General features: G+C 42.2%; 20 protein-coding genes and 2 pseudogenes. 12 read left to right on the top strand and 10 right to left on the bottom strand.

Annotated features, from left to right (window positions below; genetic code table 11):
* Positions 1-2 precede the first annotated feature (2 nt).
* Both OSCIL6407_RS0101610 and OSCIL6407_RS0101605 read right to left on the bottom strand, forming a co-directional pair.
* Positions 3-668 carry a glycoside hydrolase family 108 protein gene (locus OSCIL6407_RS0101610; protein WP_007357249.1) on the bottom strand — a complete coding sequence of 222 codons (666 nt, stop codon included), beginning with the start codon at positions 666-668 and terminating at the stop codon, positions 3-5.
* Between the two features lie 79 nt (positions 669-747).
* On the bottom strand, positions 748-2,232 hold the full coding sequence (locus tag OSCIL6407_RS0101605; RefSeq protein WP_019486853.1) for an RNA-guided endonuclease InsQ/TnpB family protein: 1,485 nt from the start codon (positions 2,230-2,232) through the stop codon (positions 748-750).
* A 36-nt stretch (positions 2,233-2,268) separates the two neighbouring features.
* On the opposite strand from OSCIL6407_RS0101605, the pseudogene OSCIL6407_RS32095 reads away from it, so the two are divergent.
* From OSCIL6407_RS32095 to OSCIL6407_RS0101590, 4 genes and pseudogenes are all read left to right on the top strand, one after another.
* Positions 2,269-2,373: pseudogene (locus OSCIL6407_RS32095) on the top strand (transposase); the annotation flags it as partial.
* A 165-nt stretch (positions 2,374-2,538) separates the two neighbouring features.
* Entirely contained in the window at positions 2,539-4,725 is a 2,187-nt protein-coding gene (locus tag OSCIL6407_RS0101600; RefSeq protein ID WP_007357251.1) for an O-linked N-acetylglucosamine transferase, SPINDLY family protein, read from the top strand.
* Positions 4,726-4,882: 157 nt separating this feature from the next.
* On the top strand, positions 4,883-5,482 hold the full coding sequence (gene miaE, locus OSCIL6407_RS0101595; RefSeq protein WP_007357252.1) for a tRNA-(ms[2]io[6]A)-hydroxylase: 600 nt from the start codon (positions 4,883-4,885) through the stop codon (positions 5,480-5,482).
* A gap of 13 nt (positions 5,483-5,495) precedes the next feature.
* On the top strand, positions 5,496-5,990 hold the full coding sequence (locus OSCIL6407_RS0101590; RefSeq protein WP_007357253.1) for a GNAT family N-acetyltransferase: 495 nt from the start codon (positions 5,496-5,498) through the stop codon (positions 5,988-5,990).
* A gap of 179 nt (positions 5,991-6,169) precedes the next feature.
* Here the strand turns inward: OSCIL6407_RS0101590 and OSCIL6407_RS0101585 are convergent, their stop codons facing one another.
* Complete coding sequence (locus OSCIL6407_RS0101585) at positions 6,170-7,561, bottom strand: malic enzyme-like NAD(P)-binding protein (protein WP_007357254.1); 1,392 nt, start codon at positions 7,559-7,561, stop codon at positions 6,170-6,172.
* Positions 7,562-7,703: 142 nt separating this feature from the next.
* Between OSCIL6407_RS0101585 and OSCIL6407_RS0101580 the strand changes: the two genes are divergently transcribed.
* On the top strand, positions 7,704-8,138 hold the full coding sequence (locus OSCIL6407_RS0101580) for an SRPBCC domain-containing protein (protein WP_007357255.1): 435 nt from the start codon (positions 7,704-7,706) through the stop codon (positions 8,136-8,138).
* 409 nt (positions 8,139-8,547) lie between these two features.
* Here the strand turns inward: OSCIL6407_RS0101580 and OSCIL6407_RS30180 are convergent.
* Positions 8,548-10,211, bottom strand: a pseudogene (locus tag OSCIL6407_RS30180) (IS1634 family transposase).
* Between the two features lie 116 nt (positions 10,212-10,327).
* On the bottom strand, positions 10,328-10,903 hold the full coding sequence (locus OSCIL6407_RS0101570; protein ID WP_019486852.1) for a hypothetical protein: 576 nt from the start codon (positions 10,901-10,903) through the stop codon (positions 10,328-10,330).
* A 413-nt stretch (positions 10,904-11,316) separates the two neighbouring features.
* Here OSCIL6407_RS0101570 and OSCIL6407_RS0101560 point away from each other — a divergent pair, with 413 nt between their 5' ends.
* Positions 11,317-12,513 carry a DUF2330 domain-containing protein gene (locus OSCIL6407_RS0101560; protein WP_007355734.1) on the top strand — a complete coding sequence of 399 codons (1,197 nt, stop codon included), beginning with the start codon at positions 11,317-11,319 and terminating at the stop codon, positions 12,511-12,513.
* 55 nt (positions 12,514-12,568) lie between these two features.
* On the opposite strand, the gene OSCIL6407_RS0101555 is transcribed toward OSCIL6407_RS0101560, so the two are convergent.
* Positions 12,569-12,964: a hypothetical protein gene (locus tag OSCIL6407_RS0101555; protein ID WP_007355735.1), complete on the bottom strand. Its 396-nt coding sequence runs from the start codon at positions 12,962-12,964 to the stop codon at positions 12,569-12,571.
* A 250-nt stretch (positions 12,965-13,214) separates the two neighbouring features.
* On the opposite strand from OSCIL6407_RS0101555, the gene OSCIL6407_RS0101550 reads away from it, so the two are divergent.
* Together OSCIL6407_RS0101550 and OSCIL6407_RS0101545 are read left to right on the top strand one after the other, a co-directional pair.
* A complete protein-coding gene (locus OSCIL6407_RS0101550) occupies positions 13,215-13,952 on the top strand; it encodes a cytochrome c biogenesis protein CcdA (protein ID WP_007355736.1) in 738 nt (245 codons plus the stop codon).
* A 190-nt stretch (positions 13,953-14,142) separates the two neighbouring features.
* Positions 14,143-15,546 carry a cytochrome c biogenesis protein gene (locus OSCIL6407_RS0101545; RefSeq protein ID WP_007355737.1) on the top strand — a complete coding sequence of 468 codons (1,404 nt, stop codon included), beginning with the start codon at positions 14,143-14,145 and terminating at the stop codon, positions 15,544-15,546.
* Between the two features lie 174 nt (positions 15,547-15,720).
* On the opposite strand, the gene OSCIL6407_RS0101540 is transcribed toward OSCIL6407_RS0101545, so the two are convergent.
* The gene (locus tag OSCIL6407_RS0101540) at positions 15,721-18,486 is read right to left on the bottom strand and encodes a sensor histidine kinase (RefSeq protein WP_007355738.1); all 2,766 of its coding nucleotides are present in this window, start codon (positions 18,484-18,486) and stop codon (positions 15,721-15,723) included.
* Between the two features lie 288 nt (positions 18,487-18,774).
* On the opposite strand from OSCIL6407_RS0101540, the gene OSCIL6407_RS0101535 reads away from it, so the two are divergent.
* The 4 genes from OSCIL6407_RS0101535 (at position 18,775) to OSCIL6407_RS0101520 (ending at position 23,031) form a co-directional block, all read left to right on the top strand.
* Positions 18,775-19,785, top strand: coding sequence for a LysR family transcriptional regulator (locus OSCIL6407_RS0101535; RefSeq protein ID WP_007355739.1), 1,011 nt, complete (start codon positions 18,775-18,777; stop codon positions 19,783-19,785).
* Positions 19,786-20,042: 257 nt separating this feature from the next.
* Positions 20,043-21,107, top strand: coding sequence for an anthranilate phosphoribosyltransferase family protein (locus OSCIL6407_RS0101530; protein WP_007355428.1), 1,065 nt, complete (start codon positions 20,043-20,045; stop codon positions 21,105-21,107).
* Positions 21,108-21,233: 126 nt separating this feature from the next.
* Positions 21,234-21,830 (top strand): molybdenum cofactor guanylyltransferase, encoded by a 597-nt coding sequence (locus tag OSCIL6407_RS0101525; protein WP_007355427.1) that lies wholly within the window; start codon positions 21,234-21,236, stop codon positions 21,828-21,830.
* Positions 21,823-23,031, top strand: a complete 1,209-nt coding sequence (locus OSCIL6407_RS0101520) for an aminotransferase class V-fold PLP-dependent enzyme (RefSeq protein WP_007355426.1) — start codon at positions 21,823-21,825, stop codon at positions 23,029-23,031. Before OSCIL6407_RS0101525 ends, OSCIL6407_RS0101520 begins: the two co-directional genes overlap by 8 nt.
* A gap of 72 nt (positions 23,032-23,103) precedes the next feature.
* Here OSCIL6407_RS0101520 and OSCIL6407_RS0101515 read toward each other — a convergent pair whose 3' ends face one another.
* From OSCIL6407_RS0101515 to OSCIL6407_RS0101505, 3 genes are all read right to left on the bottom strand, one after another.
* Positions 23,104-23,433 (bottom strand): toxin-antitoxin system HicB family antitoxin, encoded by a 330-nt coding sequence (locus OSCIL6407_RS0101515; RefSeq protein ID WP_007355425.1) that lies wholly within the window; start codon positions 23,431-23,433, stop codon positions 23,104-23,106.
* 11 nt (positions 23,434-23,444) lie between these two features.
* Complete coding sequence (locus OSCIL6407_RS0101510; RefSeq protein ID WP_007355424.1) at positions 23,445-23,870, bottom strand: PIN domain-containing protein; 426 nt, start codon at positions 23,868-23,870, stop codon at positions 23,445-23,447.
* 264 nt (positions 23,871-24,134) lie between these two features.
* The gene (locus OSCIL6407_RS0101505) at positions 24,135-24,392 is read right to left on the bottom strand and encodes a DUF1830 domain-containing protein (RefSeq protein ID WP_007355423.1); all 258 of its coding nucleotides are present in this window, start codon (positions 24,390-24,392) and stop codon (positions 24,135-24,137) included.
* Between the last annotated feature and the right edge of the window lie 45 nt (positions 24,393-24,437).

Here is a 24,437-nt window from a genome sequence, read left to right as displayed (position 1 = left end):
GTCTAATTCTTAATCTTCTCCACATACCCCCACAAACTGTAATCGCGACTCAACCATCCCCGAAAAAACGCCATTTGACTCGGATCTTCTTGCACCCGTTTATAACGGTAAATAATCCGCTCGTTAATCATCTGAAAAGCTGTATTCTTATTATTAGCAGAAGCTAAAGCTTTCATCGTGCGAGCGTCAAAAACGCCACTTTGCGGCAGTCCCAAAGCTTGTTGCAGAAATGTCACAGAGTTAGATATCCCGAAATTCACCGCCGTATCGAACATGACGATCGCCAGTGCAGGGTGCATACTCGCCGCACGGCTATTATTCCAATAACTCTGATAAATTTCCAACAGTTCAGATTCCGAAATCCTGGCTACATCTAGAGGTGGGAGTCCCCGACTGTAGCGGTAAGCGTCGTACTCCGTTTGCAAAATGCCTCTGTAAGTCCTTCCCCCCTTATCTGCCGGATGGTTGCTGAAGCCGCCCTCGAAATATAAAGTGAAGTAGAGAGCAGCATCAAAGATCCGTCGCTGATATTGCCCTGTCTGCTGTTGTGCTAGACTCTTGGTAGCGAAGGGCAAGGGCAGTGCTAAGGTGAGTAAAAATATACCCAAGAGCAAATTGGGTTTGAGGTTAATCTTCCGTTTCCGCTGTGTCAGTTGCTTGCCAGTCATAAATTGATTGCATAGTGGCGACAGTTTCCTTTTGACACTCCCACCCCTGAAGGGGATGGGATTCTTTAGAGGTTGCGCTCTAAATATCCCAGATAGACAATTGCTTGTACTCTGGGTTCTCGCCCACACGCCGTTTGCCTTTTAAAGGCAGCGTGTTAATGTCTGACGAGCGTTCATACAATTTAGCCTCAAAGAGACTTAATTGTACTGGTTCCGACGAGTCCCGCCGTACCATTTTCGATTTAATTATTTTGACAATATTTAAGCCGTAAGTTTCTATTGCCTTAACTTTTACATTTCTTGCGGCTTGCAAATTAGCATCATCAATATGTCCGCAATTAATGCAAATGAATTTTTCACCATTGCGGCTATTCTTATCGACGTGCTGACATTTACTACAAGTTTGACTGGTATATTGTGGATTGACTCTATACAGTTTCTTGCCTGACTTCACAGCCAAATATTCAAGTTTTTGAGTTAACGAATACCAACTAGCATCAGCGATAGAACGATTTAAACCCCGTTTAGCTGATTGACCATTAGACAAAAATCTACCAGTTTCAGATTTAACGGGTTGGCACCGTTTCATCATGTTTCCAACTTGCAAATCTTCAACAGCGACAGCATCACTTCTTTTGAGAATGCGTTTAGCAACGTCCCACTGATAAGATTCTCGACGCTGTTGAATTTTGTTGTGCAACTTGCTCACTCTAAGTTGATCTTTGCTGCGGTTCTTGCTTCTTTTTTGCTTACGACTTACCCGCCGTTGTCTAATTCGCATTAAACGCTTGGCTTTTTTATTGGTAGCAAAACGTGGGTTATCAATACTGCTTCCATCAGATAGGTAAACCAACTTACCCAGTCCCAGATCGCAACCAGTGATAGTTTTGATTTCACTATCTGAAATTACCGGGAAATCTGGTACTGTTTTGTTTTCGATTCTGATCGAGACGTACCACCCGTCAGCTTTCTGTCTCACTGTAACTGTTTTAATTTCAAACCCATCGGGAATAGAACGCGAGTTATAAAAACGCATCCATCCAATTTTCGGCAAATAGATTTTATTACCTTTAACCTTTACCCTTCCCGGTTTATAACTAAACGATTTAAAGTCGTGACGGCGCTTAAACTTCGGGAAACCTGCACCGTTGAAAAACTTACTGAAAGATTCGTTAACTCTAGCTGGCATTGATTGCAACACTCCAATATCAATTGTTTGATACCAAGGTCTACTATCTTTCAATTCTTGTAAGTTCGCATCTTGCATCAAAGACGCTGATCTTTTTGGCGACTGATCTTTGTCTCCTTCCTTTTTAGCTTTACCCCCTCCATCTTTCCAAGGGTTAGCGAGTTGTGTTCCTTTGGTAATACCACAGGTTAAAGGTGTAATCTCTATCTGCGTCCTCAAGTCGCAATAATCACCGCAAAGAAACTGCTGATACCAACCATCAATTCTGTCGCGCAGACACCAGTTATACGTAGCCCTCAACATATCAACCCACTGATTCAATTTTTTGGATTGCTGCTGATTGGGTCTGAGTTTGTATTTGAAGCTTAAGAGCAATTTGCATCACCTCCGAAAACTATTGTACGATAGTTTCTTAAGAAAATTCCCTCTCTTTGGACTAGAAGTTATTTTTGTGGCACAGTCGGTAATGCCTCTGAGGAAGCTGTTAAAAAATATATCGAAAATCAAAATACTTGAATGCGACTCTCATTCGCAGAGCCTATCCCAACCCCTGAAGGGGCGATGCTCGCGGCGCGGTTAAATTCTGTCATCAGTGGGTTGCTTGGTGTAATGTCGCCTCAAAAGCTGTTATGGTGCAAAATACCATAGACTTTAATATTGATAGCACAAACAGGCTGCCCGATGAATTCCAATCCTACTAACCCGTCTCAGGAAACCAAACCAGAGGATGCTCAAGCGCTGACTCAAGCTGCGGAAGTATATTACGCTCAGGGGAAGTTAACAGAAGCGATCGCATTTTGTCGCCGAGCTCTGGAGGCGAAGCCGGATTGGGCACCCGCCTATGTGACAATGGGAAATGTCCAGCAGGCTCAAGGTCAAATTGAAGAGGCGATTCGCTTCTACTCGGAGGCTCTGGCGTTTAATCCCGACTATGCTGAAGCTTATGCTAATTTGGGCAGTATGCTTTACAAGCAAGGGCGTTTTGTCGAGGCGATCGTCAACTACGAAAAAGCGATCGGCCTCAAACCAGATTTAGCCGCCGCCTACTGGAATCTCGGTAATGCTTTGAAGCAGCAAGGGAAGTTAGAAGAAGCTAAATCTTATCAGCAAAAAGCTATTAAAATTAATCCGCAACTCGGCGGGGTAGAATTTTACTTAGATCGAGGCGATGAACTAGCAAATCAAGGCAAACTTAGCGAAGCTGTCGCTGCTTGGAAACGCGCGATTACGATTAAACCTGACTCGGTAGATGCTTACTGTCAAATAGGGATAGTTCTCCGATATCAAGGTAAGTTAAAAGAAGCAATTCCTTACCTGCAAAAAGCCTTAGAAATTAAACCAGATTTTGCCATCGCTCATCAGCACTTGTGCGGCATCCTCCGAGATGCAACTAATTTAGAAGCAGCGCGTCAAGCTGTTAGCAAATATAGTGAAATGTGCGGCGAAATGGACAAAATAATGACCGCCATTTACTATATTAGCACTTATCAGGTATCTGGATTAAATCAAATTGCTAAAGATAGATTTTTAGAATTAGAGTCTTATCTCTACCAATTCAATAATTTTAGCAATGTTGAAATCAAAGCTCTCTATGCCAATCTTTTATTTAGCACCCCTTACTTGCGAGATGATTTAGAGGCTAATTCTAACTTCTATCGCTTAATTTCTAAACAATATGTCGAGCAAGTTATCAAGCCAAATTACCCTCAAATTTCCCAGCCTAGTTTTCAGCAGAAAAACCATAAAAGTAAGTTAAAAATTGGTTTTATCTCGAATCACTTCAATCGCCATTCCGTCGGCTGGTGCAGTGCTGACATCATCCGTGAATTATGCAAGCTCACGCCTGATATTTATTTATACGCAACAGAACGACTTGATAAGGACGATCACACCCAAAACTTTGTTGATAGCGTAGCTAAATTAAGTTATCCTAAAACCTTCCCTAATGGACTTGCTAATGCTGGAGAAATTATCAAGGAAATTCAGCAAGACCAAGTGGATATACTGGTAGATTTAGATTCTCTTAGCGTTCCCATTCACTGCGATATTTTATATCGAAAACCCGCCCCAGTTTGTATTTCTTGGTTAGGCTTTGAAGCTCCATACATATCTAGTATAAATTACTTCCTTTGCGATTGGCACACTCACCCAGACGGGAGAGAAAAATATTACCAAGAACAACTAATTAGAATGCCAGATTCCTTTGCGGCTGTTGGAGGTTTTAAAAGGTTAGTCGCGGATACAATTGATTTAAGAAAGTCGCATCGAATTGGATTAGAACAAGTAGTTTATCTCTGCGTTTCTCCGGGTAGAAAATTTAACCGCGAGTTAGTGAAAGCGCAGGTTGCTATTCTCAAACAAGTGCCTAATAGTATTTTGATTCACAAAGCTATAGGCGATATCGAAGTATTTCAATCAGCTTATCATCAAGCTTGCGAAGCTGAGGGAATTGGGAAACACCGGATCAAGTTTTTGCCACGAGTTCCTACGGAGGAAGAACACAGGTTAATATATTTACTAGCTGATGTTTTTCTGGATTCTTATCCTTACAATGGTGGGACTCATACTTTAGAAGCATTGTGGTTTAATTTGCCTGTGGTGACGCGGGTAGGGGAACAATTCTTATCGAGGATGGGCTATTCATTTATGCAGGCTTTGAAGATGGAAACAGGTGTTTCTTGGAGTTGGGAAGAGTACACAGAATGGGGTGTAAAATTAGGCAATAATCTAGATTTAAGAAACGCAGTTAAAGAACAGTTGAGGGAGTCGAAGAAACCGCAAAGTTTAGCACCATTATGGAATCCGAATAAGTTTGCTCAAGATATGTATAGGGTGTTTGTACAATTGTTAAGAGGGGCTAGGGGCTAGGGGCTAGAGGCTAGGGAAGAAGGGGAGAGGGAGGATGGGGGAGACGGGGAGAAAATTTCCCCAATTAGCAGTTAACAGTTAACAGTTAACAATTAGCAATTAGCAATTATCCTGCTTTATCTTATGCAACTGACAACGGCGATAAATCTAGAAACAGATGCTAAATTCAACACTACCAACTATCAAATTTCTGAAGCACCCAACGTCTAAAGAGTGGGTCGAACAAGCGATCGCGAATTTAGATATAATTCTACTAGACCATTCCCACTGCGAACGCAAAGCGGCGGGTGTAGCGTTAAATTTAATGTTTCGCTACCCTGCTCACACAAAATTAGTGCGGATGCTTACTGCCATCGCCCGCGAAGAATTAGAGCATTTCGAGCAGGTAAATCAATGGTTAGAGCGTCGCGGGATTCCCTTGGGCCAATTGTCAGCACCTCCCTATGCTGCTGGTTTAACAGCTAAAATTCGCAGGGAAGAACCGGAGAGGTTATTGGATTCTTTGCTAGTTTCTGGTTTAATAGAAGCACGGAGCCATGAAAGGCTCGGATTGCTAGCAAATTGCTGTCAGGATGCAGAATTAGCAAAACTTTATCGGGGTTTGATGGCTTCAGAGGCGCGTCACTACGGTGTATATTGGGTTTTAGCAACTACTTATTTTGATATCGAAATTGTGACGGCTAGGCTTGAGAGTTTAGCATCTATTGAGAGCGAAATGCTGGCAACTTTGCACTCGGAACCAAGAATTCACAGCTAGAGGTAAGAAACAAGTGAAGATCGAATATAAAGACTTTTTAATTCGTACATGGGAACAACGAGATCGGGCTTCAGCTTTTCACTTAATTAAGGATATTTTAGCAGAATACGGTTTGAATTGCGAACCCTATGGCGCGGATCGAGATGTCTATGAGGTAGAAATATTTTATCATGCAGTGGGTGGAGAATTTTGGGTAATTGAACAACAGGAGCGGTTAGTGGGGACGGCTGCTTACTATCCAATTAAAAGAGGCAATAATGCTGTAGAAATTCGCAAAATGTATCTTTTACCAGAGGCGAGGGGGTACGGGTTGGGGAGATTTTTGCTGGGAAAGTTGGAGAGTGCGATCGCAGAGCGTGGTTTTAAAGAAATTTGGATTGAAACGGCTAGCGTGTTGAAGGAAGCAGTGAAATTGTATGAGAGTAGTGGGTATGAACCGACTACGGGGGTGGAGACGAAAAGGTGCGATCGCGTTTATGTGAAAAGGGATTTTTTACCGAATGGCTAATGGCTAATGGCTAATTGCTAATGGCTAGGCGTGTACCTCACTTGCTTTACAAGTTCCCTCGCGGGGTGGGGGCGGGTTGATTTGACCTGTCTGCACGCTTTTAAGCTATTGGCAAACCCGCCCCTACAGGTTGTTGAAAATGGCGATCTTCGGTGTATTTAACCGGAATTAAATTATAGTTAACTGCGGGCGATGCCTTCATTGCGTGCTGCTAATTGCACGGCACCGGCAACAGCATTTACTACTCGCTTGTCAAATACAGAGGGGATAATGTGTTCTTTGTCAAGGTCGGAAGGCAGGACTAAAGATGCGATCGCCTGAGCAGCTTCTAAATACATCGTGGTAGTAATAGTAGAAGCGCGACAATCTAAAGCGCCGCGAAATACACCAGGAAATGCTAAAACATTGTTAATTTGATTGGGGTAATCGCTGCGTCCAGTTGCCATTACTGCTACATCATTAGCAACAAATTCTGGCTGGATTTCAGGAATAGGATTTGCCATCGCAAACACGATCCGATCTTTTGCCATTGAACGTACCATTTCTGGGGTAAGAACTCCAGGGGCACTAACGCCTAAAAACACATCAGCACCGATGATTGCACCTGCTAAAGAACCCGATTTTTCCACAGCAAATTCTAGTTTCTCTGCGTTTAAATCAGTGCGGTTTTTGGAGAGGATGCCTTTAGAGTCACACATAACAATTGTTTTAGCTCCTGCTTTTCGCAGCAGACGTGCGATCGCGACTCCGGCAGCACCGGCACCGTTAATCACGATCCGAATTTGATCCATTGATTTATTGACGATTTTTAAGGCATTGATTAAGGCTGCTAAACTAACAATTGCCGTGCCGTGTTGGTCGTCGTGGAATACGGGAATATCTAAAGTTTCTCGCAGTTTAGCTTCGATTTCAAAGCAGCGAGGTGCGGCAATATCTTCGAGGTTAACGCCGCCAAAAACTGGGGCAATATTTTGGACTGTGCGGATAATTTCGTCAGTATCTTGAGTAGCCAAACAAATAGGAAATGCGTCAATCCCAGCAAATTCTTTAAATAGCATGGCTTTGCCTTCCATTACTGGCATGGCGGCGGCGGGGCCGAGGTTGCCTAACCCTAAGACGGCGCTGCCGTCAGTGACGATCGCCACCGTATTTTGTTTGATGGTAAGGTTGTAAACTTGTTCGGGGTCTTGCGCGATCGCAGTACAAATCCGACCCACCCCCGGCGTGTAAGCCATCGCTAGATCCGATTGGGATTTAAGAGGGATTTTGCTGCCAATGGTGATTTTGCCGCCGCGATGAAGGTTGAAGGTGCGATCGTAGATGTTGAGCACTTTGATATCTGTTAGCGCTTTGACGGCATCTACAATTTTCTCATTATGTTCCGTGCTAGAGGCATCAACGGTAATTTCGCGGATGGAATTGTGACGATTTTGCTCAATTAAGTCGATTTGACCCAAGTTACCGCCTACAGATGCGATCGCCTGCGTCACGCCAGCCAACATCCCGGCGCGGTTGGGAAGTTCAATCCGAATCGTTAAACTAAAGCTGGGGTTGGGTGTTAGTGCTACCATAATGCCTGAATTTGGGATTTTTTGATTTCAAATTTTAGATTTTAGATTGAATTGTCAATTCCAAATCTAAAATTAACCTTAGCCTAGAGTAATGAAATACTTGAGATTGTAACCAGTCGCACAAAATAGTGCAGAGGCAGCTATGCCAAGTCTCCATACGGAAATTGAAATTTATGCTTCCAGGCAAAAGGTTTGGCGGGTGCTGTTTGACAAGAAAAATTGGGATAAATGGAATAGTTTTTTATTTGACCGCGATCCCTCCATGCCGTTTAAGCATGGCCAAGAGGTAATGTTGTCGCTATTGCGGAATTATGCAGAGGAAGAGACAGAATTTCAACCTTTGGTGACATTGGTACAGCCAGATGTCTGTCTGGGGTGGGTGTCTGTAATTCCTGGCTTTCGCAGTGAAAATATGTTTGAGTTGGAAGAGATTGGGATTAGTAGGACGAGATATACTCACCGGGAAAATTTTTCGGGGTTATTAACTCGTGTATTTTTGCCTTTTATTCGGGAGGATGAACAGCGAGGAATGGAACAGATGGCGAGGGAGTTAAAACGGTATGTGGAACAAGTTTAAGGTAGGAATAATTTAATAAGTAGATAGAATTGATTCAGAAAATAATCTCAATGCGATCTTGAATAGCTACCTGGAGAGTATTTTTAAAGTTCCTGTATGGCTGATGAAAAGCTGCAATATCTTTCTTGATACCCACATTCCGCAGATGTGGCTTGGATTTTTTTATCAGTTGTGAAAGCTTGGAGCCAATATGCTTTTGGGTTGAACTTATGCGGTTTTAGCGTTACAGGAGCCTGTCAAATTTACCTAGATTAAGTAAGTTGAAAAAATTGACTTTTTCTAATATATTCATGTCGCTATTTTATCACTTCAACTCATCTTTTCAACCAAGTCAACTCATGCCAAGAGCAAATTATCTTGACTCATAAATGAGGATTATTTACAAATATTTATACCTTAATACCAATCATCATCCACTTGAAAATATTAAATAGTATTGACAGCAATACTGCCCTAAATGCTTTAATACAACTTGACGGTCTGGGGTTAAATTGCTGACTTGCTTCTCTCCATTTATAGTCACTAAATGCACCGCCTGAAACATCTGAAATATCCAGCGCATTGTCGGCTTATTGGTTAATTTCTTCACTTGATTTTTTACCCCCTCATTGGTGACTTCTAATTGTTGTCTCAATTTTCTTTGAGCTAGGTTATACACTAACAAGCACAGTCCCATTATCATTCCAATTGCTTCCACTCGCTCCGGCTTTTTCACAAATACGCTTGACGTAAAAAATAACGGATCTTTGATAAATCTAAATCCTCTCTCGTTACTTTGCTGCGCTTTGTATTCCGATAATACCTGTTGATTACTCACGGATTTTGTGTCTAAGATATTCGTGGCTAATATAAATCTCCCAGCTTTGACTTTTTCCGCTTCTATTACTGATTTTTGGGTTTCTATTTTACCTGTAACTTGATAAACTATTGTCTTGGTCTGGCTCTCTATTTTCGGCTTGATTTTCGTTTTTTTTACGGGCTTTTCTCGGTATTCAATTTCGACAAGCTGGTGATATTTCCAAGACTCTGATAACCGTTTTATTGCCATATCTGCATCGGCAATACAAGCAAACTCTTGTTTGAATATCTTACGCAATGAGGCTTTGGCTAATTCTAACTGTTTCGCTACGTGCTCGGATATTTTTTAATGGCTGCTTGTTTTCTGATTTCACTCTCTATCACTAGCCATCTTTGCTTGATGTTAGCATAATCACTTGATATCGCTGCTATTTTATACCCCTTTATTTGATTTGGCTCCCAGGCATTATCTTCTATATCCCAGATTTTATTTTGAGCTTCTTTGATACTTAATGGTACTCTGGTTATCCATTTCATTCCTGCCATCGCTGACAAATTAGGAGCTGTGTATAAGGCACTGTCTGCTACACATATACCGTCAAATGTCCACTGATTTTTAAATTCTTTCAGTCTTTCTACAAATACACTTTTATCGTCGGCGTTTCCGTCATCTATTTTGAGATACAATGGTACGTCTCCATCTCCAGTTACGATTGTGTCTATGATAAATTGTTTCAGGTCTGGTCTTCTATCCCTTGAGTATCCATGTACGATTTTTATGGCTTTCATTTCATCTTCTCTCTCTAAGGATTCTGCTTCAATTACTTGACCTTCTTTCTGACAGCTTTTGTATTCTCCTTCTACTGATATTGAACTGCTGTCTAGGTGAACGCTTTTCATTTCTACTTGAAATTTCATCGCTGCTTTCAAGGCAATTGCTGTGAATAATTTTGTCGTCCCAGCTTGATAATATTTGTCTAATGCTCTTCCTATCCTGTCATCGTTTAATTGTTCAGGCGTTACTCCTTCTCCAATTAGATGTTCTGTTGCTTTTCCTACAAAAAATGTGTCGAATAGGTATATTGGAGCGCTCAAAAAACCCAATCCGTTCAAAATCATCGCTTTCATTACTTGTCCTGGACTGAGGGTTTCTTTGGTTCTTAATCCCACTTTTTTGTTGACTTCTTCTACCAATTCCATCTCATCTATTATTCCTGCTACTATTCCTAAATGGTCTAAATTTACGATATTTATCGCTTCTGAGGGCTTTTTCATAGTTTTTAGAGTTGGGTTAGTTGTGGAAGTTATTATATCCTAAAAAAGCCCAAAATGATTGTATGGCAATCATTTTGGGCTTTCGTGATTCCGAATTTATCTGAAATTAAATCTGCTTAAATATCTGCGGAATGTGGGTTGATAGATGCAATGATATTTGTCACCATCTCCTCTTGCCTTGGAACTTCAATCATCAAGGCATAGTGATTATCTTTCAAGCTAGTATATCCTTCCATTTCGATCGGAAATTCTTGTGGAAATTCTGGCAAGAATTTCAGTGCATAACCTTGCCATTCAGGTAATGTTTGACCGTAAATATTAATATTTTTTGCCCATTGACTTTGAGATAAATTGTCTAGGCTAGAGGTATCTTTTACTTCTAGTAACAACAGACTATAATTAGGAATAAATAGCGTCCGTCGCTTTACTAAAGGAAGAAAATAATTAGTTTTACCATAAACATCAAGTGTTTTGCCTTCGGTGTCGCTATAGTGGCTAATCCAACCACAAAAACGATCGTTGGCATTTCGGTTAATGATTCGCATCCAGATGTCAAAAACATCGACTTTTGAGCAGTATGGATCGCCGCGAAATTGATAATTTAGTAAGTTATTTAGTTCGGCATTTGAGGGGGAATTGTGACTGCAAATAAGATTGATAAGATGACGCAGATCGTTATTTATTAGTACCATTAAATTATGTATATTACTAATGCAAAAGTGGGAACCTGACCACCATGATAAAAATCTCTTTGCCAGATTTCAAGAACATCTACGAATTTATCTAAGGTCAAATTGAGGCGATTAATCAAGGTATAGATCCCGAAAATCTGTCGCAGAATCTCATCATTCACAGGACTGTTTTCAATGATGTATTCTTCCAAATTTTGGATGATAAATGCTATAAACTTCGTAAATAATTTAAACATAAGCTAAATATCTTTCTGTAAAATAGTTGACTTAAATTAGCAATGTTTTAGATTCTTATTTCTATTTATAAGTTAAGATTTAATCGCAACTGCTTTGAGGGTAAGCTTAATAAAGCAAAAAGTGAGCTTGGGTGTGGTAAGCTGTTGTTCATATAAGTCTGGGAGGAAAATTGCTCTATGTCTAAAAGTTTAAGAAATTTATCTTTAAGTTTAACCGTGCTTCTGGCTTTACTATCCGTGAATGCCAGAAGTGTTTTAGCTTTCTGCGGTTTCTTTGTCGCCAAAGTCGATGCACAGCTATTCAATAACCGTTCTGAAGTTGCGATCGCACATCGAAATAACGACACTACTTATAGTCTAGCCTTTGACTACAAAGGCGATCCCAAAGAATTTGCTCTAGTTTTGCCAGTGCCCATAGTCCTGAAAAAGCAAGATGTCAAAGTCATAGATGCTAAACTATTTCAACGCTTAGATGATTTTACCGCACCTCGCCTAGTTCGATATCAAGATTTCCGACAGAATGCACCCGCTGGAGCCCCCAGAAGCGCAACTGAAACCAAAAGAGATCGGGCACCCGTAACAGTTGTTGAACGCTTTACTGTCGGGGAGTATGACGTTGTGATTCTGAGTGCAACTGAGTCCAATGCTTTAGAAACTTGGCTGAGGCAAAATAAGTATAGACTTCCTAATAATGCTGCTCGTTATCTCAAACCCTATATCGACCAAAAACTCTACTTTTTTGTCGTTCGGATTAATTTTAAAGAACAGCAAAGACTAGGCTTCCAAAACTTGCGACCATTACAATTTACAGTGGCAAATTCTAACCAAATTATGCTACCATTTCAGTTAGGAAAAATTAACTCAGAAGGCACTCAAGATATTATTGTTTACTTTCTGAGCGACAAAGGCAGAGCTGAAGCCAAGAATTATACTAATGTAATGATTCCCAGTAACTTTGGCGTTCCTGAAGAGATAGAATCCAAATTTGGGGAATTTTATAAAGGTTTACTGACGACTACGATTAAAGCAGTTGGTCGTGAAGCTGTAGTAACAGAATATGCTTGGGATACAGGTTCCTGCGATCCTTGCAGTACATCACCTTTAAATGCCCAAGAGTTAAAAGAATTGGGGATGAACCAGGAACGAGCTTTCATTACTCGATTGCATCTTCAATATACCAAGGATACTTATAACCGAGATTTGGAATTTCGCTTAACTGCCGATACCAGAACTTATCAGGGTCGATATATCTTGACTCCAAAAGCAACTTTAGCAGCAGATGCACAAGCTAACAAAGCTCAGGTACAAGCACCCTATGGTAAACCGCTATCCACTTTTCAACTACAACCTTTGTTTGAAAAGTATCAGCGATGATGGTTAATTGCTAATTACTTATTATTGATAGTAGTTAGCGATTAGCTGTTAAAATTTAAACATCAGCCATTTCATATTCAAAAGGGATGGAGAAGAATTTGCAGGCCATATACTCTGGGGGAAATTTCCCTGTGTCTTTTGTATCCCTGGGTTGCTGTCCCTGATTTTCAGAGGGATTTAGGCAAATTGCTAATATTCCTACTCCTGCCATGAGTGTAGCAACTCGGTTCACAAGGCTATCGATTTCTTCGATTAGTTCCTCTGCAACCCCAAGGGAGGGGGCGACAATAAAAAAGGTTTTGACTCCATCGGGGCTGGGGGCAAAACCTAGAATACACTCATTTAATAGGACTTGTGCTGAAACGGTTAAAGAGTCGTGGAAGCGATTGATTAAGGTGCGGTATAAGGATTCGCTTAGGGCGCGATCGCCAAAAATAGGTTGATACAACATCGTAGAATTCCTCAAGTGTGGCTAATTGGAGGTTATAAAATATATTAACACTTTTTAATGTAATTTATTTCTCGAAAGTGCTGTGTGATAGGAGTCTTGACAGATTGTGACAATTATGAGATAAGCGAGCGATTGCGATCAACTCTTAAGTGTGATATGGGTTAACACTATTAGCGATCGGCATCACTCATAACTATTGACTTCATTTCCGTTACAATCCTATACAGAATCCAGAACAGTACCAAGTCCGATGATTGAAACCCTGCAAACCCAACTTTACGAAATAGCGCAATTTGCTAACGCCTTAGTTAAAACTCAACTGACACATATTAGCAGCGTCAGCATCGGAGTCATATTTCTTGCAGGATTGCTCACCAGCTTAACCCCCTGTATGCTTTCCATGTTGCCGATTACCATTGGCTACATTGGCGGATATGAAGCTAAAAGCCGCATTCAAGCTGTCGCCCAGTCTACTTGGTTTTCCTTGGGATTAGCAACAACCCTTGCAGCTTTAGGTATCTTAGCATCATTTGCTGGGAAAGTCTACGGTCAAATTGGCATAGGCTTGCCAATCATCGTCAGCATCATCGCCATCTTAATGGGACTGAATTTACTGGAAGCATTGCCGTTGCAATTGCCATCATTTGACGCTGCTGGTTGGATTGCAAAAGATTTACCAGCCGGTGTACGCTCGTATTTATTAGGCTTAACCTTCGGTTTGGTAGCTTCTCCCTGTAGTACCCCTGTTTTAGCTACATTGTTAGCCTGGATTTCTACCACAGGAGATACAATTTTAGGAGCAGTTTTACTATTATCCTACACTGCTGGCTATGTCATGCCCCTGATCTTAGCAGGTACTTTTACTGCTAGTATTAAAAAGCTGCTAGAGTTACGTCGCTGGTCTAGTTGGATTACCCCAGTTAGCGGAGTATTATTAGTAGGATTTGGCGTTTTCTCTCTGCTATCGCGGTTAGCACCCATTACTTAATTTACCAAAGAAGGGATTAGGGGCTAGGGGCTAGGGGCTAGGGAAAGAGGGAAAGAGGGGGAGCAGGGGAGCGGGGGAGCAGAGGAGATGAGGAAACCCTTTCCCCAATTAGCAATTAGCAATTAGCAGTTAGCAATTAGCCATTAGCCATTAGCCATTAGCCATTACCAATTACCAATTACCAATTACCATGCCATCAAAAGAGTTATTTCTATCTAAAATTTCCCACTGGGTAAACACTCCTAAGCTATTTTTCCGCCGAGAATTATTGCCAGTGCTAGCCGATTTACGATTAGCAATTATTTTACTACTAGCGATCGCAATTTTCAGCATCAGCGGTACGATCGTCGAACAAGGTCAACCAGTCCAATTTTACCAAGCTAACTATCCCGAACATCCTGCCTTATTTGGTTTCCTAACTTGGAAAGTTTTGCTAATTCTAGGCTTAGACCACGTTTACCGTACTTGGTGGTTTTTGTCAATTCTAATTTTATTTGGAACTAGCTTAACTGCTTGTACATTTACTCGACAATTTCCCGCCTTAAAAGCCGCCCGTCGCTGGAAATTTTATGAAGAATCGCGACAGTTTGAAAAGTTAGCTTTGAGTGCAGAATTAGAAACATCTTCCTTAAATTCCCTAGAGGAAATATTGCAAAAACGTAGGTATCGCGTATTTCGCGAAGGCGATACACTTTATGCTCGGAAAGGCATAGTTGGAAAGATTGGGCCGATTATCGTTCACGCCAGTATGTTAATTATTTTAGCTGGTGCCATCTGGGGAACAATGACAGGATTTCTCGGTCAAGAATTAGTGGCCAGTGGCGACATATTTCAGATTAAAAATATTACCGATGCGGGGCCTTGGGCAGAGGCGCAAATACCTAAAGATTGGGGATTGCGGGTGAATCGCTTCTGGATAGATTATACACCAGATGGGAATATCGATCAATTTTATTCTGACCTCTCAGTTTTGGATGAAGAAGGGAAAGAAGTTGACAAACAAACAATTTACGTTAATAAACCTCTAAGATATCGCGGAGTCACTATTTATCAGGCAGATTGGGGAATTGCTGGAGTGCGAGTACGCATCAATAAAAGCCCCGTTTTACAACTACCAATGGCTCAGTTAGATACTCAGGGAAAAGGGCGCATTTGGGGAACTTGGATTCCTACAAAACCAGATTTGAGCGCAGGGGTTTCTCTGTTAGCCAAAGACTTACAAGGAACTCTGCTAATTTATGGTTCTGACGGCAAGTTGCTAACTACTGTGCGTGCGGGAATGGCAACAGAAGTTAACGGAGTGATGTTAACTATTGACGAAGTTATTGGTAGCACAGGGTTGCAAATTAAAGCCGATCCGGGGATACCGCTAGTTTATACGGGCTTTGGTTTACTGATGCTGAGCGTGATGATGAGTTATGTATCTCACTCGCAGATTTGGGCTTTACAAAAGGGCGATCGTCTTTATATTGGAGGGCGTACAAATCGGGCTCAAGTTACTTTTGAAAGAGAGATTGTGGAGATTTTGGATAAATTGGGAGAAGGAGACAAAGATGGTGCGATTGCGCCTACAACTCTTGCTAATCAAAGTTAATTGTAACTAAGTAGCTAGACAAAAATAAACACTGTCATTGCGAGCCCAGCGAAGCAATCTCAAAGCTTTGCGATTGCTTCGCGGAGCTCGCAATGACATGATTACATTTATTTATAGCAACCTTCTTGGTAGTTAGGACATTCTTCCTTCTTCCTTCTTCCTTCTTCCTTCTACTTATCTGCTTCTTTCGAGCAGTGGTAGCCTGATCGTGAAAGTTGCCCCCATTCCCTCTCCCGCACTCTCAGCGTGTACTGTACCGCCATGTATTGTCACAATATGTTGGACGATCGCTAAGCCCAGTCCCAGCCCTCCGTAAGATCTGGTTGTGGTACTGTCAGCTTGACGGAACCTCTCGAAAACATGAGGTAAAAACTTCTGACTGATACCAATTCCTGTATCGGTAATCTGAATTTCTGCATAAGAAATAATAGAGGAAGATAGGAAATTTTGAGTTTTGAGATTGCTTGGTTGCACTTCCAACGCTAAACCCTTTGGGTAGGCTTCACGATCGCGGTTTTGAGTTTGAATAGTAACTAAATTTCCTGCCTTTTCCATCTCTTCATCTTCCTTCTCCTTCCCATCTCCCCCTTCCCTCCAATCCCCCATCCCCAGTCCTAGCCGCACTTCTACCTGCCCTCCGTTGGGGGTAAACTTGAGTGCATTGGAAAGTAGATTCCAAATTACCTGCTGCAAGCGATTAGTATCCGCAAAAACTAGCCCCACTCTTTCATCATAGAAACTCAAAAGTTGAACTCCTTTTGCTTCAGCAATAGGACGCAGGGTATTGAGCCCGGCTTCAATGATTCCCACCAGTTCAACGGGCCCCAACTTCAGGGAAATCTTACCTGCCAGAATCCGGGAAACATCGAGGAGGTCTTCGATCATCTGCACCTGCAAACGAGCATTGCGTTCAATTGTCTCTAGAGCGATCGCCATTTTTTCCTGAGTTAGCTTTTTCTGCTGTAATATTTGCGACCACCCCAAAATTGCATTCAGAGGTGTTCGTAATTCGTGAGAAAGCGTTGCTAAAAATTCGTCCTTGATGCGGTTGGCTTCTTGAGCTTCCCAGTAAAGCCGTGCATTATCGATCGCGATCGCGGCGTGGTGAGCTAGACGTTCTGCTAAATCTAACTCAGTTCGTCCATAGCGTCGGCCCGACTCCCCACACAGTAAGGAAATAACTCCCAGTTTGCGCCCGTGAGCGATGAGTGGGACGCACATCGCTGATAATAAATCGTACTCGCGCAGCAAAGAGAGGGCTGCCTCATTGGGAGCAACTGCTTCGAGCACTGCGTCGGGAATATTTGCATATACCTTGGATTCCCCCGTCCGCAACACCTTCGCCACTCCGTGCCGTCCTTGGGGGTCAATCGGCTGGCCTTTCTCTATCTCCCACATCAGCTCTACTTTCTGAGCATCGCTGTGGGCAACTGCCACCAAGCGAATCGCTCCTTCGGGTTCCACCAAATGCACGCAACACCAATCTGCCAATTGCGGTACTGCCAAATCTGCCAAGCGTTGCAGCGTTGTTTCGTAATCTAATGAAGAAGCGAGCACAGCGATCGCCTCAGCGAGAAAATTAGCTCCTTCCTCTGCTTGCTTGCGTAAGCGAAGTTCGGCGTAGGCATCGCTAATATCGCTTGTCACCCCAATCCATTTGTAAGCCTTGCCCGTATCATCTCGCACCGCAGTACCGCGATCGATCCAGTAAAGAAACGTCCCATCTTGCTGCTGGATGCGATACTCCACAAAAAAGGGTTCGTGGGTCTGCAAATGCTGTTCGGCAGCCACACAAAGGCGATCGCGATCGTCGGGGTAAATGGCATTGAGCCAACCCTCTCTCGTCCTTGGAAATTCAGCTTTGACATATCCGAGAGCTTCGTCAATATGACCAAACCACAGGACGATGCCAGTATTAAGATCCCATTCATAAATCAAATCGCTGGCGCACTCCGCAGCAATCCGAAACCGCGCCTCTGACTGACGCAGAGCTTCCAGAAAACTATAGCGCTCCGTCACATCCAGAACTAGAGATAACACCGACACTAAGGAGCCAGCGTCATCGTACAGAGCCGAGTTATACCACTCGCAATAAACAATAGCTCCGTCTTTTCTATAATTACGGTTGGACGAAATATTGCGCGATTCAGCGCCCTCTCTCAACCGGGCTGTGGTTTTGCTGACGGCCTCTGCGTCTGGAGTAAAGACGAAGTTCCAATCGCTACCCTGCAAATTCATTACTTCCTGTGCAGTCCACCCAAAAATCTTCTCAGCAGCGGGCGACCACCGACAGACTCGATGAAAGGTGCTATCCCACTCGACTACTGCTAGCGGCGTGTTCTCAAAATGGAAAGTTAGTTTCTGGAGAGCATCTTGTAGTGACTCCTCTACCTGTTTTCGGGAAGCTATTTCGTTCAGCAATAGGTTGTTGCTTTGCCTAAGTTCGGCGGTGCGTGCTTCGACACGGCTTTCGAGTTCAATATTAGCCCTGTATAGGGCGACTTCTACTCGCTCGCGTTCAGCAATTTCAGCGGTGAGGGCCCGGTTTGCTGCTTCTAATTGTGCGGGTGAAGGCAGGGCAAGAGCTTTGGGCATTAATGGTATCAGTTCGGCTGCTGTGTACAGGGAGATTGCAGCGGTAATGGCTTTGATCGTGCCGGATAGCCAGTAAGCTGGATGCCATAGTGTCCAGACTTCCATGATGTGAGTAGTGCCACAAGAGATGATGAAGGCTCCGAACAGTAAGAATATCCAACTAAAGGGTACGTCGCGCCGTTTGTAAACAAAGTACACGAGCAAGGCGGGAATTGAATAATAAGCTAGGGCAATTAATAAGTCGCTCAGCAGGTGCAGCCCTACTAGCTCTCGCTGCCAGAGGTAACAGTGACCGTGCGGTATAAAATTTTCATTAAAGAGCATATTATTAATAGATTCCAACATTTCGGCTTGTCCTTTGCAGTTTAGTCAGTCGTTGTCGGTTCTTAGTTCCTAATTTCTAGTGTTGCAAATATTCCACACTTCTGTCTTCAGAATATACAATTCAGAATTCCAAGTTCTGCCTCGTGCCTCCTAACTCCTGTCTTCTTCCTGCCTTATTCCTGCCTCCTGCCTTCTGCCTCCTAACTCCTGCCTTCTGCCTTCTGCGGTATCAAAGTGTACTAAATTGTTTGAGGAAATCGGTTAAGGTCATTCAGAGCAATAAATTTTAATCTTTAAAGTTAAACCTCAATGCGCCTAGAGCAACTGCAAGCATTTCTTTCTGTTGCTGAAACTGGCAGCTTTCAGCAGGCTGCCCGTAAGTGCGGCGTTACCCAATCTACTATTAGTCGTCAGGTGCAGGTTTTAGAAGCTGAGCTGGGAATGCCTTTATTCCACCGTACTACTCAGGCTAAGCTAACTCTGGGGGGGGAAAGGCTGCTGCCTCACGCTCGCAAAATCTGTCTGACTTGGAATAATGCTACAGAAGAATTAGCTGATTTGCTGGCGGGGAAGCAACCTGAACTTTGTGTGGCGGCGATTCACTCAATTTGTGCTTCTTATCTACCGCCTGTGCTGCAAAGGTTTTGTCGGGAGTATCCAGATGTGCAGTTGCGGGTGACGGCTTTGGGTAGCGATCGCGCTCTGAAGGTGTTAAAAGATGGGATGGTGGATGTGGCGATCGTGATGAATAATCGCTTTTTTACTCAAGGGCCGGAAATGCTGGTGGAAGTGCTCTACAATGAGCCGATTGAGGTGTTGATGGCTGCTAACCACCCCCTGATACAATACGAACGGATACCTTGGTTGGAGTTGAGTCGCTACCCACAGGTAGTTTTTAAGGATGGCTATGGGATGCAACGCTTGGTACAAGAGCAGTTTGCGCGGATGGGTTCGACTCTGAATGCAGTTTTGGAGTTAAATACGCTGGACGCTTTTCGGGGTGTGGTGCGTCAGGGTGAATTGATTGCTTTATTACCACACTCGGCTTTGATGGAGGCCCGTACAGATTCTACTTTAGCAGTGCGCGCGATCGCACCTTGTCAGTCTAATTCTAAGGTTTCTGGGATTACGGAGGCGATCGCCGATCCGATTTGGAGCCGCCAAGTTGTTTTAGTCACTACTCACGATAGAATGCAAATTCCTCCTATTCAACATTTCTGGCGGCTGGTACGTGAATTAATATCACCTCAATTGTCCCTTATAAGTAAAGGGAAATCTTGGGTAAATGAGCAACCAGAGGCATTCAATATTAGAATTTAAGTTAATTGGTAATTGGTAATTGGTAATTGGTAATTGGTAATTGGTAATTAGCTAGGCATAAATAAACGCTTCTATAGCTTGTAAGGTGGGCGCTCGCCAATAACTATATTAGGCTATGAGTTACAGACTTGGGCGGCAAGCGCCAACCCTACGTTATAATTGTGTCTAACAACCAACAACCAACAACCAACAACCAACAACTAACAACTAACAACTAACAACTAACAACTAACAACTAACAACTAACAAAATTAATTATGAGTGAAAAATTTAGAGAATTAGTACGAAAAATTGGCAGTGGAGTGCATACCGGAGAAAATTTAACTCGTTCTGAAGCAGCAACAGCAACTAGAATGATGCTGTTAGCAGAAGCAACACCGGCCCAAATCGGGGCCTTTATGATCTCTCATCGGATCAAACGGCCTACTGGTGAAGAATTGGCGGGAATGCTTGACGCTTATGATGAACTAGGGCCGCGATTGAAACCGATAGCTACTGGTAAATTTGCTAACGTACCGCCAACTGTGTTTGGAGTGCCTTATGATGGGCGATCGCGTACAGCACCAATATCTCCTTTAACTGCTCTAATTTTAGCCTCAGCGGGCGCTCCTGCGATTATGCACGGTGGCAATACAATGCCTACAAAAGAAGGCGTTCCTCTGATTGACATTTGGCAAGGTTTAGGCATTGACTGGACAAAACTTTCTCTAGAACAAGCTCAACAAGTTTTGGAATCTACAGGTTTAGGTTTTGTCTATATTTGTACGCACTTTCCTCAAGCTGATAGTTTGGTTTTATACCGTCGCGAAATTGGGAAACGCCCGCCTTTTGCCACAATGGAGTTAATGTGGTGTCCCTATTTAGGTGATGCTCATATTGTTTGCGGCTACGTGCATCCACCTACAGAAACAATGTTCCAAGAGGCATTTAAATTGCGGGGAACAAATAATTTTACAACAGTTAAAGGATTGGAAGGTAGCTGTGATTTGCCGCGAGATCGGACTGCAATTATTGGTATTTCTAAATCAGATCGACCTTTTGAAAGATTACTTTTAGCTCACGGAGATTACGGTTTTAGTAATAAAAATCCTCCTCTAGATTCTACTTCGGAGTTGGTAACACAGATGCAGTCAGTTTTGCGCGGTGAACCCTCGGAATTAATGCAATCTACTCTCTGGAATGGCGCTTTTTACCTATGGCGGTGCGGAATTTGCCCGGATATGAATTCTGGTTTAGGTAAAGCTGAAAGTTTATTAATGAGCCGTAAGGTAGGGGATAAACTTGAAGAGATTTCAACCCTAATAATGTCATTATCATCTTAATGATGTCATTGTGAACAATCTTGATTATGTCATTGCGAACAATTTTACTTATGTCATTGCGAACATAGTGAAGCAACCCCATTTTTTATAATACCAGCTAGTAAATCCTAATTGATATTTTAAAATATGACTAATAACCAAATTGCTGTTCTTATTCTTGCTGGTGGTCAAAGTTCGCGGATGGGAAAAGATAAGGCACTATTATTAATAAATGGAAAACCATTTTTACAACAAGTATATGAAGTTGCGACTTCTATAACTTCCCAGGTTTATATTCTCACACCTTGGCGCGATCGCTATCAAGAAAATTTAACGGGAGATTATAAATTTCTGTTAGAATCTGATCGTGGTAGCGGGCCCTTAGTTGCTTTATCTGAGGGATTAGCTCAAATTTCCGCTGAATGGATATTACTTTTAGCTTGCGATTTACCTTTATTAAAAACAGATATTCTTCAGGATTGGATCGATCGGTTAAATCAAGTACCTAATTCTATTTTAGCAGTTGTACCATACCAAAACTCAAGATGGGAACCTTTCTGTGGATTTTATCGCAAACAAGCTTTACCGGAATTGCGGAATTTTATTGACAAAGGAGGGCGATCGTTTCAAAATTGGTTAAGGGAAATTGATGCAATACCTCTTTCTTTAGGGGAACGAGAAGCAAAAATGCTGTGGAATTGTAACACGCCAGTCGAATTTAAGGAATTAAAACATAATGAATAACGTTAAATATACTGAGAAATCTCTATCTGAACATTGGTTACTAGATCGAGATATTACTTTTCTCAATCACGGCGCTTTTGGTGCTTGTCCAATTCCCGTTTTGACGGCACAAACACAGTTTCGTCAACAGTTAGAACGGGAACCTTTGCGCTTTTTTATGCGAGAATTTGAGCCACTTTTAGATAATGCTCGTATTAAATTAGCTGAGTTTGTTGGTGCTAATGCCGATGAATTAGTATTTGTCCCAAATGCGACAACAGGGGTAAATGCGGTTTTGCGTTCTCTTTCTTTCTCTTCCAATGACGAGTTACTAACAACAAATCAGGAATATAATGCTTGTCGAAATGTACTTAATTTTGTAGCCGATCGCACTGGTGCTAAAATAGTAGTAGCACAAGTCCCCTTTCCTATTGAGTCACCCGATCGAGTTATTGAAGCAATAATGAAGTGCGTTACGTCAAGAACGCGGTTAGCTTTATTAGACCATGTAGTGAGTCAAACGGGTTTAATTTTTCCCATTCAGCAGTTAGTAAAAGAGTTGGCTAATTGCGGTGTGGATACATTAGTTGATGGAGCACACGCACCAGGAATGTTAGCATTGAATTTGCATGAGACTGGCTCTGCTTATTATACTGGAAATTGTCATAAATGGTTATCTGCGCCAAAAGGTGCGGGTTTTTTATATGTTAAACCCGATAAACAAGAGGAAATTCGGCCTGCGGTTATCAGTCATGGTGCCAATTCTCCTCGCAGTGATAAGTCGCGTTTTCAATTGGAATTTGACTGGATGGGGACGGACGATCCGAGTGCCTATTTATGTGTACCTGTGGCTATTGAGTTTATGGGTTCTTTGCTAACAGGTGGCTGGAAGGAATTGAGGGAAAGAAATCATAAAATGGCGTTGGCGGGTAGGCAAATATTGATGGAGAAATTGGGGTTGTTACTCCCTTGTCCTGATGAAATGATTGGTTCAATGGCTGTTATTGCTTTGCCAGATGGAGATGCTGATGTGGTTAAAAAGGGAGAGTTACCACCAATTCAAAATGAGTTGTGGGAGAAGTTTAAAATAGAGGTTCCCGTGATGCCTTGGCCGGATGCGAGTAAGCGATTAGTGAGGATTTCGGCTCAGGTTTATAATAGTTTGTCGCAGTATGAATATTTGGCTGAGGCGTTGGTTGAGTTGTTGGAAAAAAAGAGATAAATGGCATTTTTCCTAAGATCGAGTTAAACTTTCAATAGTTCTTTTATTAGTTTGCTAAAAGTTGCTAGCCACTCATGTTTTTGAGCGATTATGTATTCGCTGTTGAAGGCGCTCTATAATTTCAGAATCTAACTCTGCTTCTGGTTCAACTTGTTCCCGTTCAGCCAAAACAGCTTCCAGTTGTTTGGGAGAAGCTTGCTTTAAATCTTCCAATAGTGCTGTGAAAGACTGTTTTTGATGTGCGATCTCTGCTTCTGAGGCTGTCTGAATTGAGTAAGCTAATGTGACTTGTCTAGTCAGGGCATAAATGATATATTGATTGAGCGAAATGCCTTCACCTTCAGCCAATTGCATCAACTGCTGGTAGAGTGTTTTAGGTAACTGAACTGTGAATTGACTCATCTGGCTCTCCTTTAAGATGCTAGTTTGATTACTAATTCTACTGGTGTAATAACTTGTAGATTCAGTGATTCTTTTGCTCTTTGAAAGTCACGAATATTTGATGTGACGGCTATTGCACCTGCATTCATCGTACAATCAATTAAAAAATCATCTCCAGGGTCGGGTGAAGTTGGTCTCCATGAGTAGTAAACTACTATGAATTGAGCATGAGCTAGAAGCTCTCCCAAAACAGGCTGAAGTTTTTGCCAACGAGTTTGTGAAAGTTTGTGAGATAGGACATCTTCATACTCGTAAGCCAGTGGATTAGAAACGCAGACTTCCAACAAACCGCCTAACCATGCGTCGATTACCAAACCAGCAGCACCGCCTTGTTTGGTTAAACCTTCAAAGACAACATTTGTGTCGATGACTACACGAAGTAGTGGTGCAGTAGACATAACACTACTATAGCACTCCTTGTTATAAATTTGGCAATTTCTATCAGAACTTAGTTATCAGTTTAGTGATGGTTGTTTAGGTATTTTTTAGAGGTTGTATGAAGCTACAAATTCCTTAAATAGTATTGGCTTACCATTCTCAACCCCTATACATTCACTACCAAAACTCATAAACTTCACCCAAAAAAGCGATCGCCCTCTCAAAAAAAAGACCGATCGCCCTCCTTCACTAAAATCCAGTTAATTCTACACCGCAGAGTCCGTTTATTCCTCAACCCGTAACTCATCGCACAAAAATTTATCAAAAGCAACTGCACCCGTATCAACACTTTGCCAAATCTCCAACTCCGCCTCCGACAATGCTTCAAATAATAAACGCTCACCGGGAAAAACAGTCCGCTCAAAATACCAATTAGTAATATTGACAATCCGAGCAATCTGCATCATGCTAGTCTCATTCACATAGCAGCAAAGAATTCGTCCAGAGAGTTCTGAAGGTAGCCGATCGAGAGTTAAAGTCATATCCTTAAGTTTCTATTCAAATTGTGTAACTAATCACCAACCCTA

The sequence above is a fragment of the Kamptonema formosum PCC 6407 genome, from assembly GCF_000332155.1.
GTDB classification, from domain to species: Bacteria; Cyanobacteriota; Cyanobacteriia; order Cyanobacteriales; family Microcoleaceae; genus Kamptonema; species Kamptonema formosum.
The sequence above is the reverse complement of the archived record's forward strand: the minus strand, read 5'-3'. Positions and strand labels throughout refer to the sequence as shown.

Bases quoted from the DNA above. Each gene is read 5' to 3' on its own strand.
- OSCIL6407_RS0101610 (WP_007357249.1), bottom strand. From the start codon at position 668: ATGACTGGCAAGCAACTGACACAGCGGAAACGGAAGATTAACCTCAAA.
- OSCIL6407_RS0101600 (WP_007357251.1), top strand. From the start codon at position 2,539: ATGAATTCCAATCCTACTAACCCGTCTCAGGAAACCAAACCAGAGGAT.
- miaE (WP_007357252.1), top strand. From the start codon at position 4,883: ATGCTAAATTCAACACTACCAACTATCAAATTTCTGAAGCACCCAACG.
- OSCIL6407_RS0101585 (WP_007357254.1), bottom strand. From the start codon at position 7,561: ATGGTAGCACTAACACCCAACCCCAGCTTTAGTTTAACGATTCGGATT.
- OSCIL6407_RS0101580 (WP_007357255.1), top strand. From the start codon at position 7,704: ATGCCAAGTCTCCATACGGAAATTGAAATTTATGCTTCCAGGCAAAAG.
- OSCIL6407_RS0101570 (WP_019486852.1), bottom strand. From the start codon at position 10,903: ATGGTACTAATAAATAACGATCTGCGTCATCTTATCAATCTTATTTGC.
- OSCIL6407_RS0101560 (WP_007355734.1), top strand. From the start codon at position 11,317: ATGTCTAAAAGTTTAAGAAATTTATCTTTAAGTTTAACCGTGCTTCTG.
- OSCIL6407_RS0101555 (WP_007355735.1), bottom strand. From the start codon at position 12,964: ATGTTGTATCAACCTATTTTTGGCGATCGCGCCCTAAGCGAATCCTTA.
- OSCIL6407_RS0101550 (WP_007355736.1), top strand. From the start codon at position 13,215: ATGATTGAAACCCTGCAAACCCAACTTTACGAAATAGCGCAATTTGCT.
- OSCIL6407_RS0101545 (WP_007355737.1), top strand. From the start codon at position 14,143: ATGCCATCAAAAGAGTTATTTCTATCTAAAATTTCCCACTGGGTAAAC.
- OSCIL6407_RS0101540 (WP_007355738.1), bottom strand. From the start codon at position 18,486: ATGTTGGAATCTATTAATAATATGCTCTTTAATGAAAATTTTATACCG.
- OSCIL6407_RS0101535 (WP_007355739.1), top strand. From the start codon at position 18,775: ATGCGCCTAGAGCAACTGCAAGCATTTCTTTCTGTTGCTGAAACTGGC.
- OSCIL6407_RS0101530 (WP_007355428.1), top strand. From the start codon at position 20,043: ATGAGTGAAAAATTTAGAGAATTAGTACGAAAAATTGGCAGTGGAGTG.
- OSCIL6407_RS0101525 (WP_007355427.1), top strand. From the start codon at position 21,234: ATGACTAATAACCAAATTGCTGTTCTTATTCTTGCTGGTGGTCAAAGT.
- OSCIL6407_RS0101520 (WP_007355426.1), top strand. From the start codon at position 21,823: ATGAATAACGTTAAATATACTGAGAAATCTCTATCTGAACATTGGTTA.
- OSCIL6407_RS0101515 (WP_007355425.1), bottom strand. From the start codon at position 23,433: ATGAGTCAATTCACAGTTCAGTTACCTAAAACACTCTACCAGCAGTTG.
- OSCIL6407_RS0101510 (WP_007355424.1), bottom strand. From the start codon at position 23,870: ATGTCTACTGCACCACTACTTCGTGTAGTCATCGACACAAATGTTGTC.
- OSCIL6407_RS0101505 (WP_007355423.1), bottom strand. From the start codon at position 24,392: ATGACTTTAACTCTCGATCGGCTACCTTCAGAACTCTCTGGACGAATT.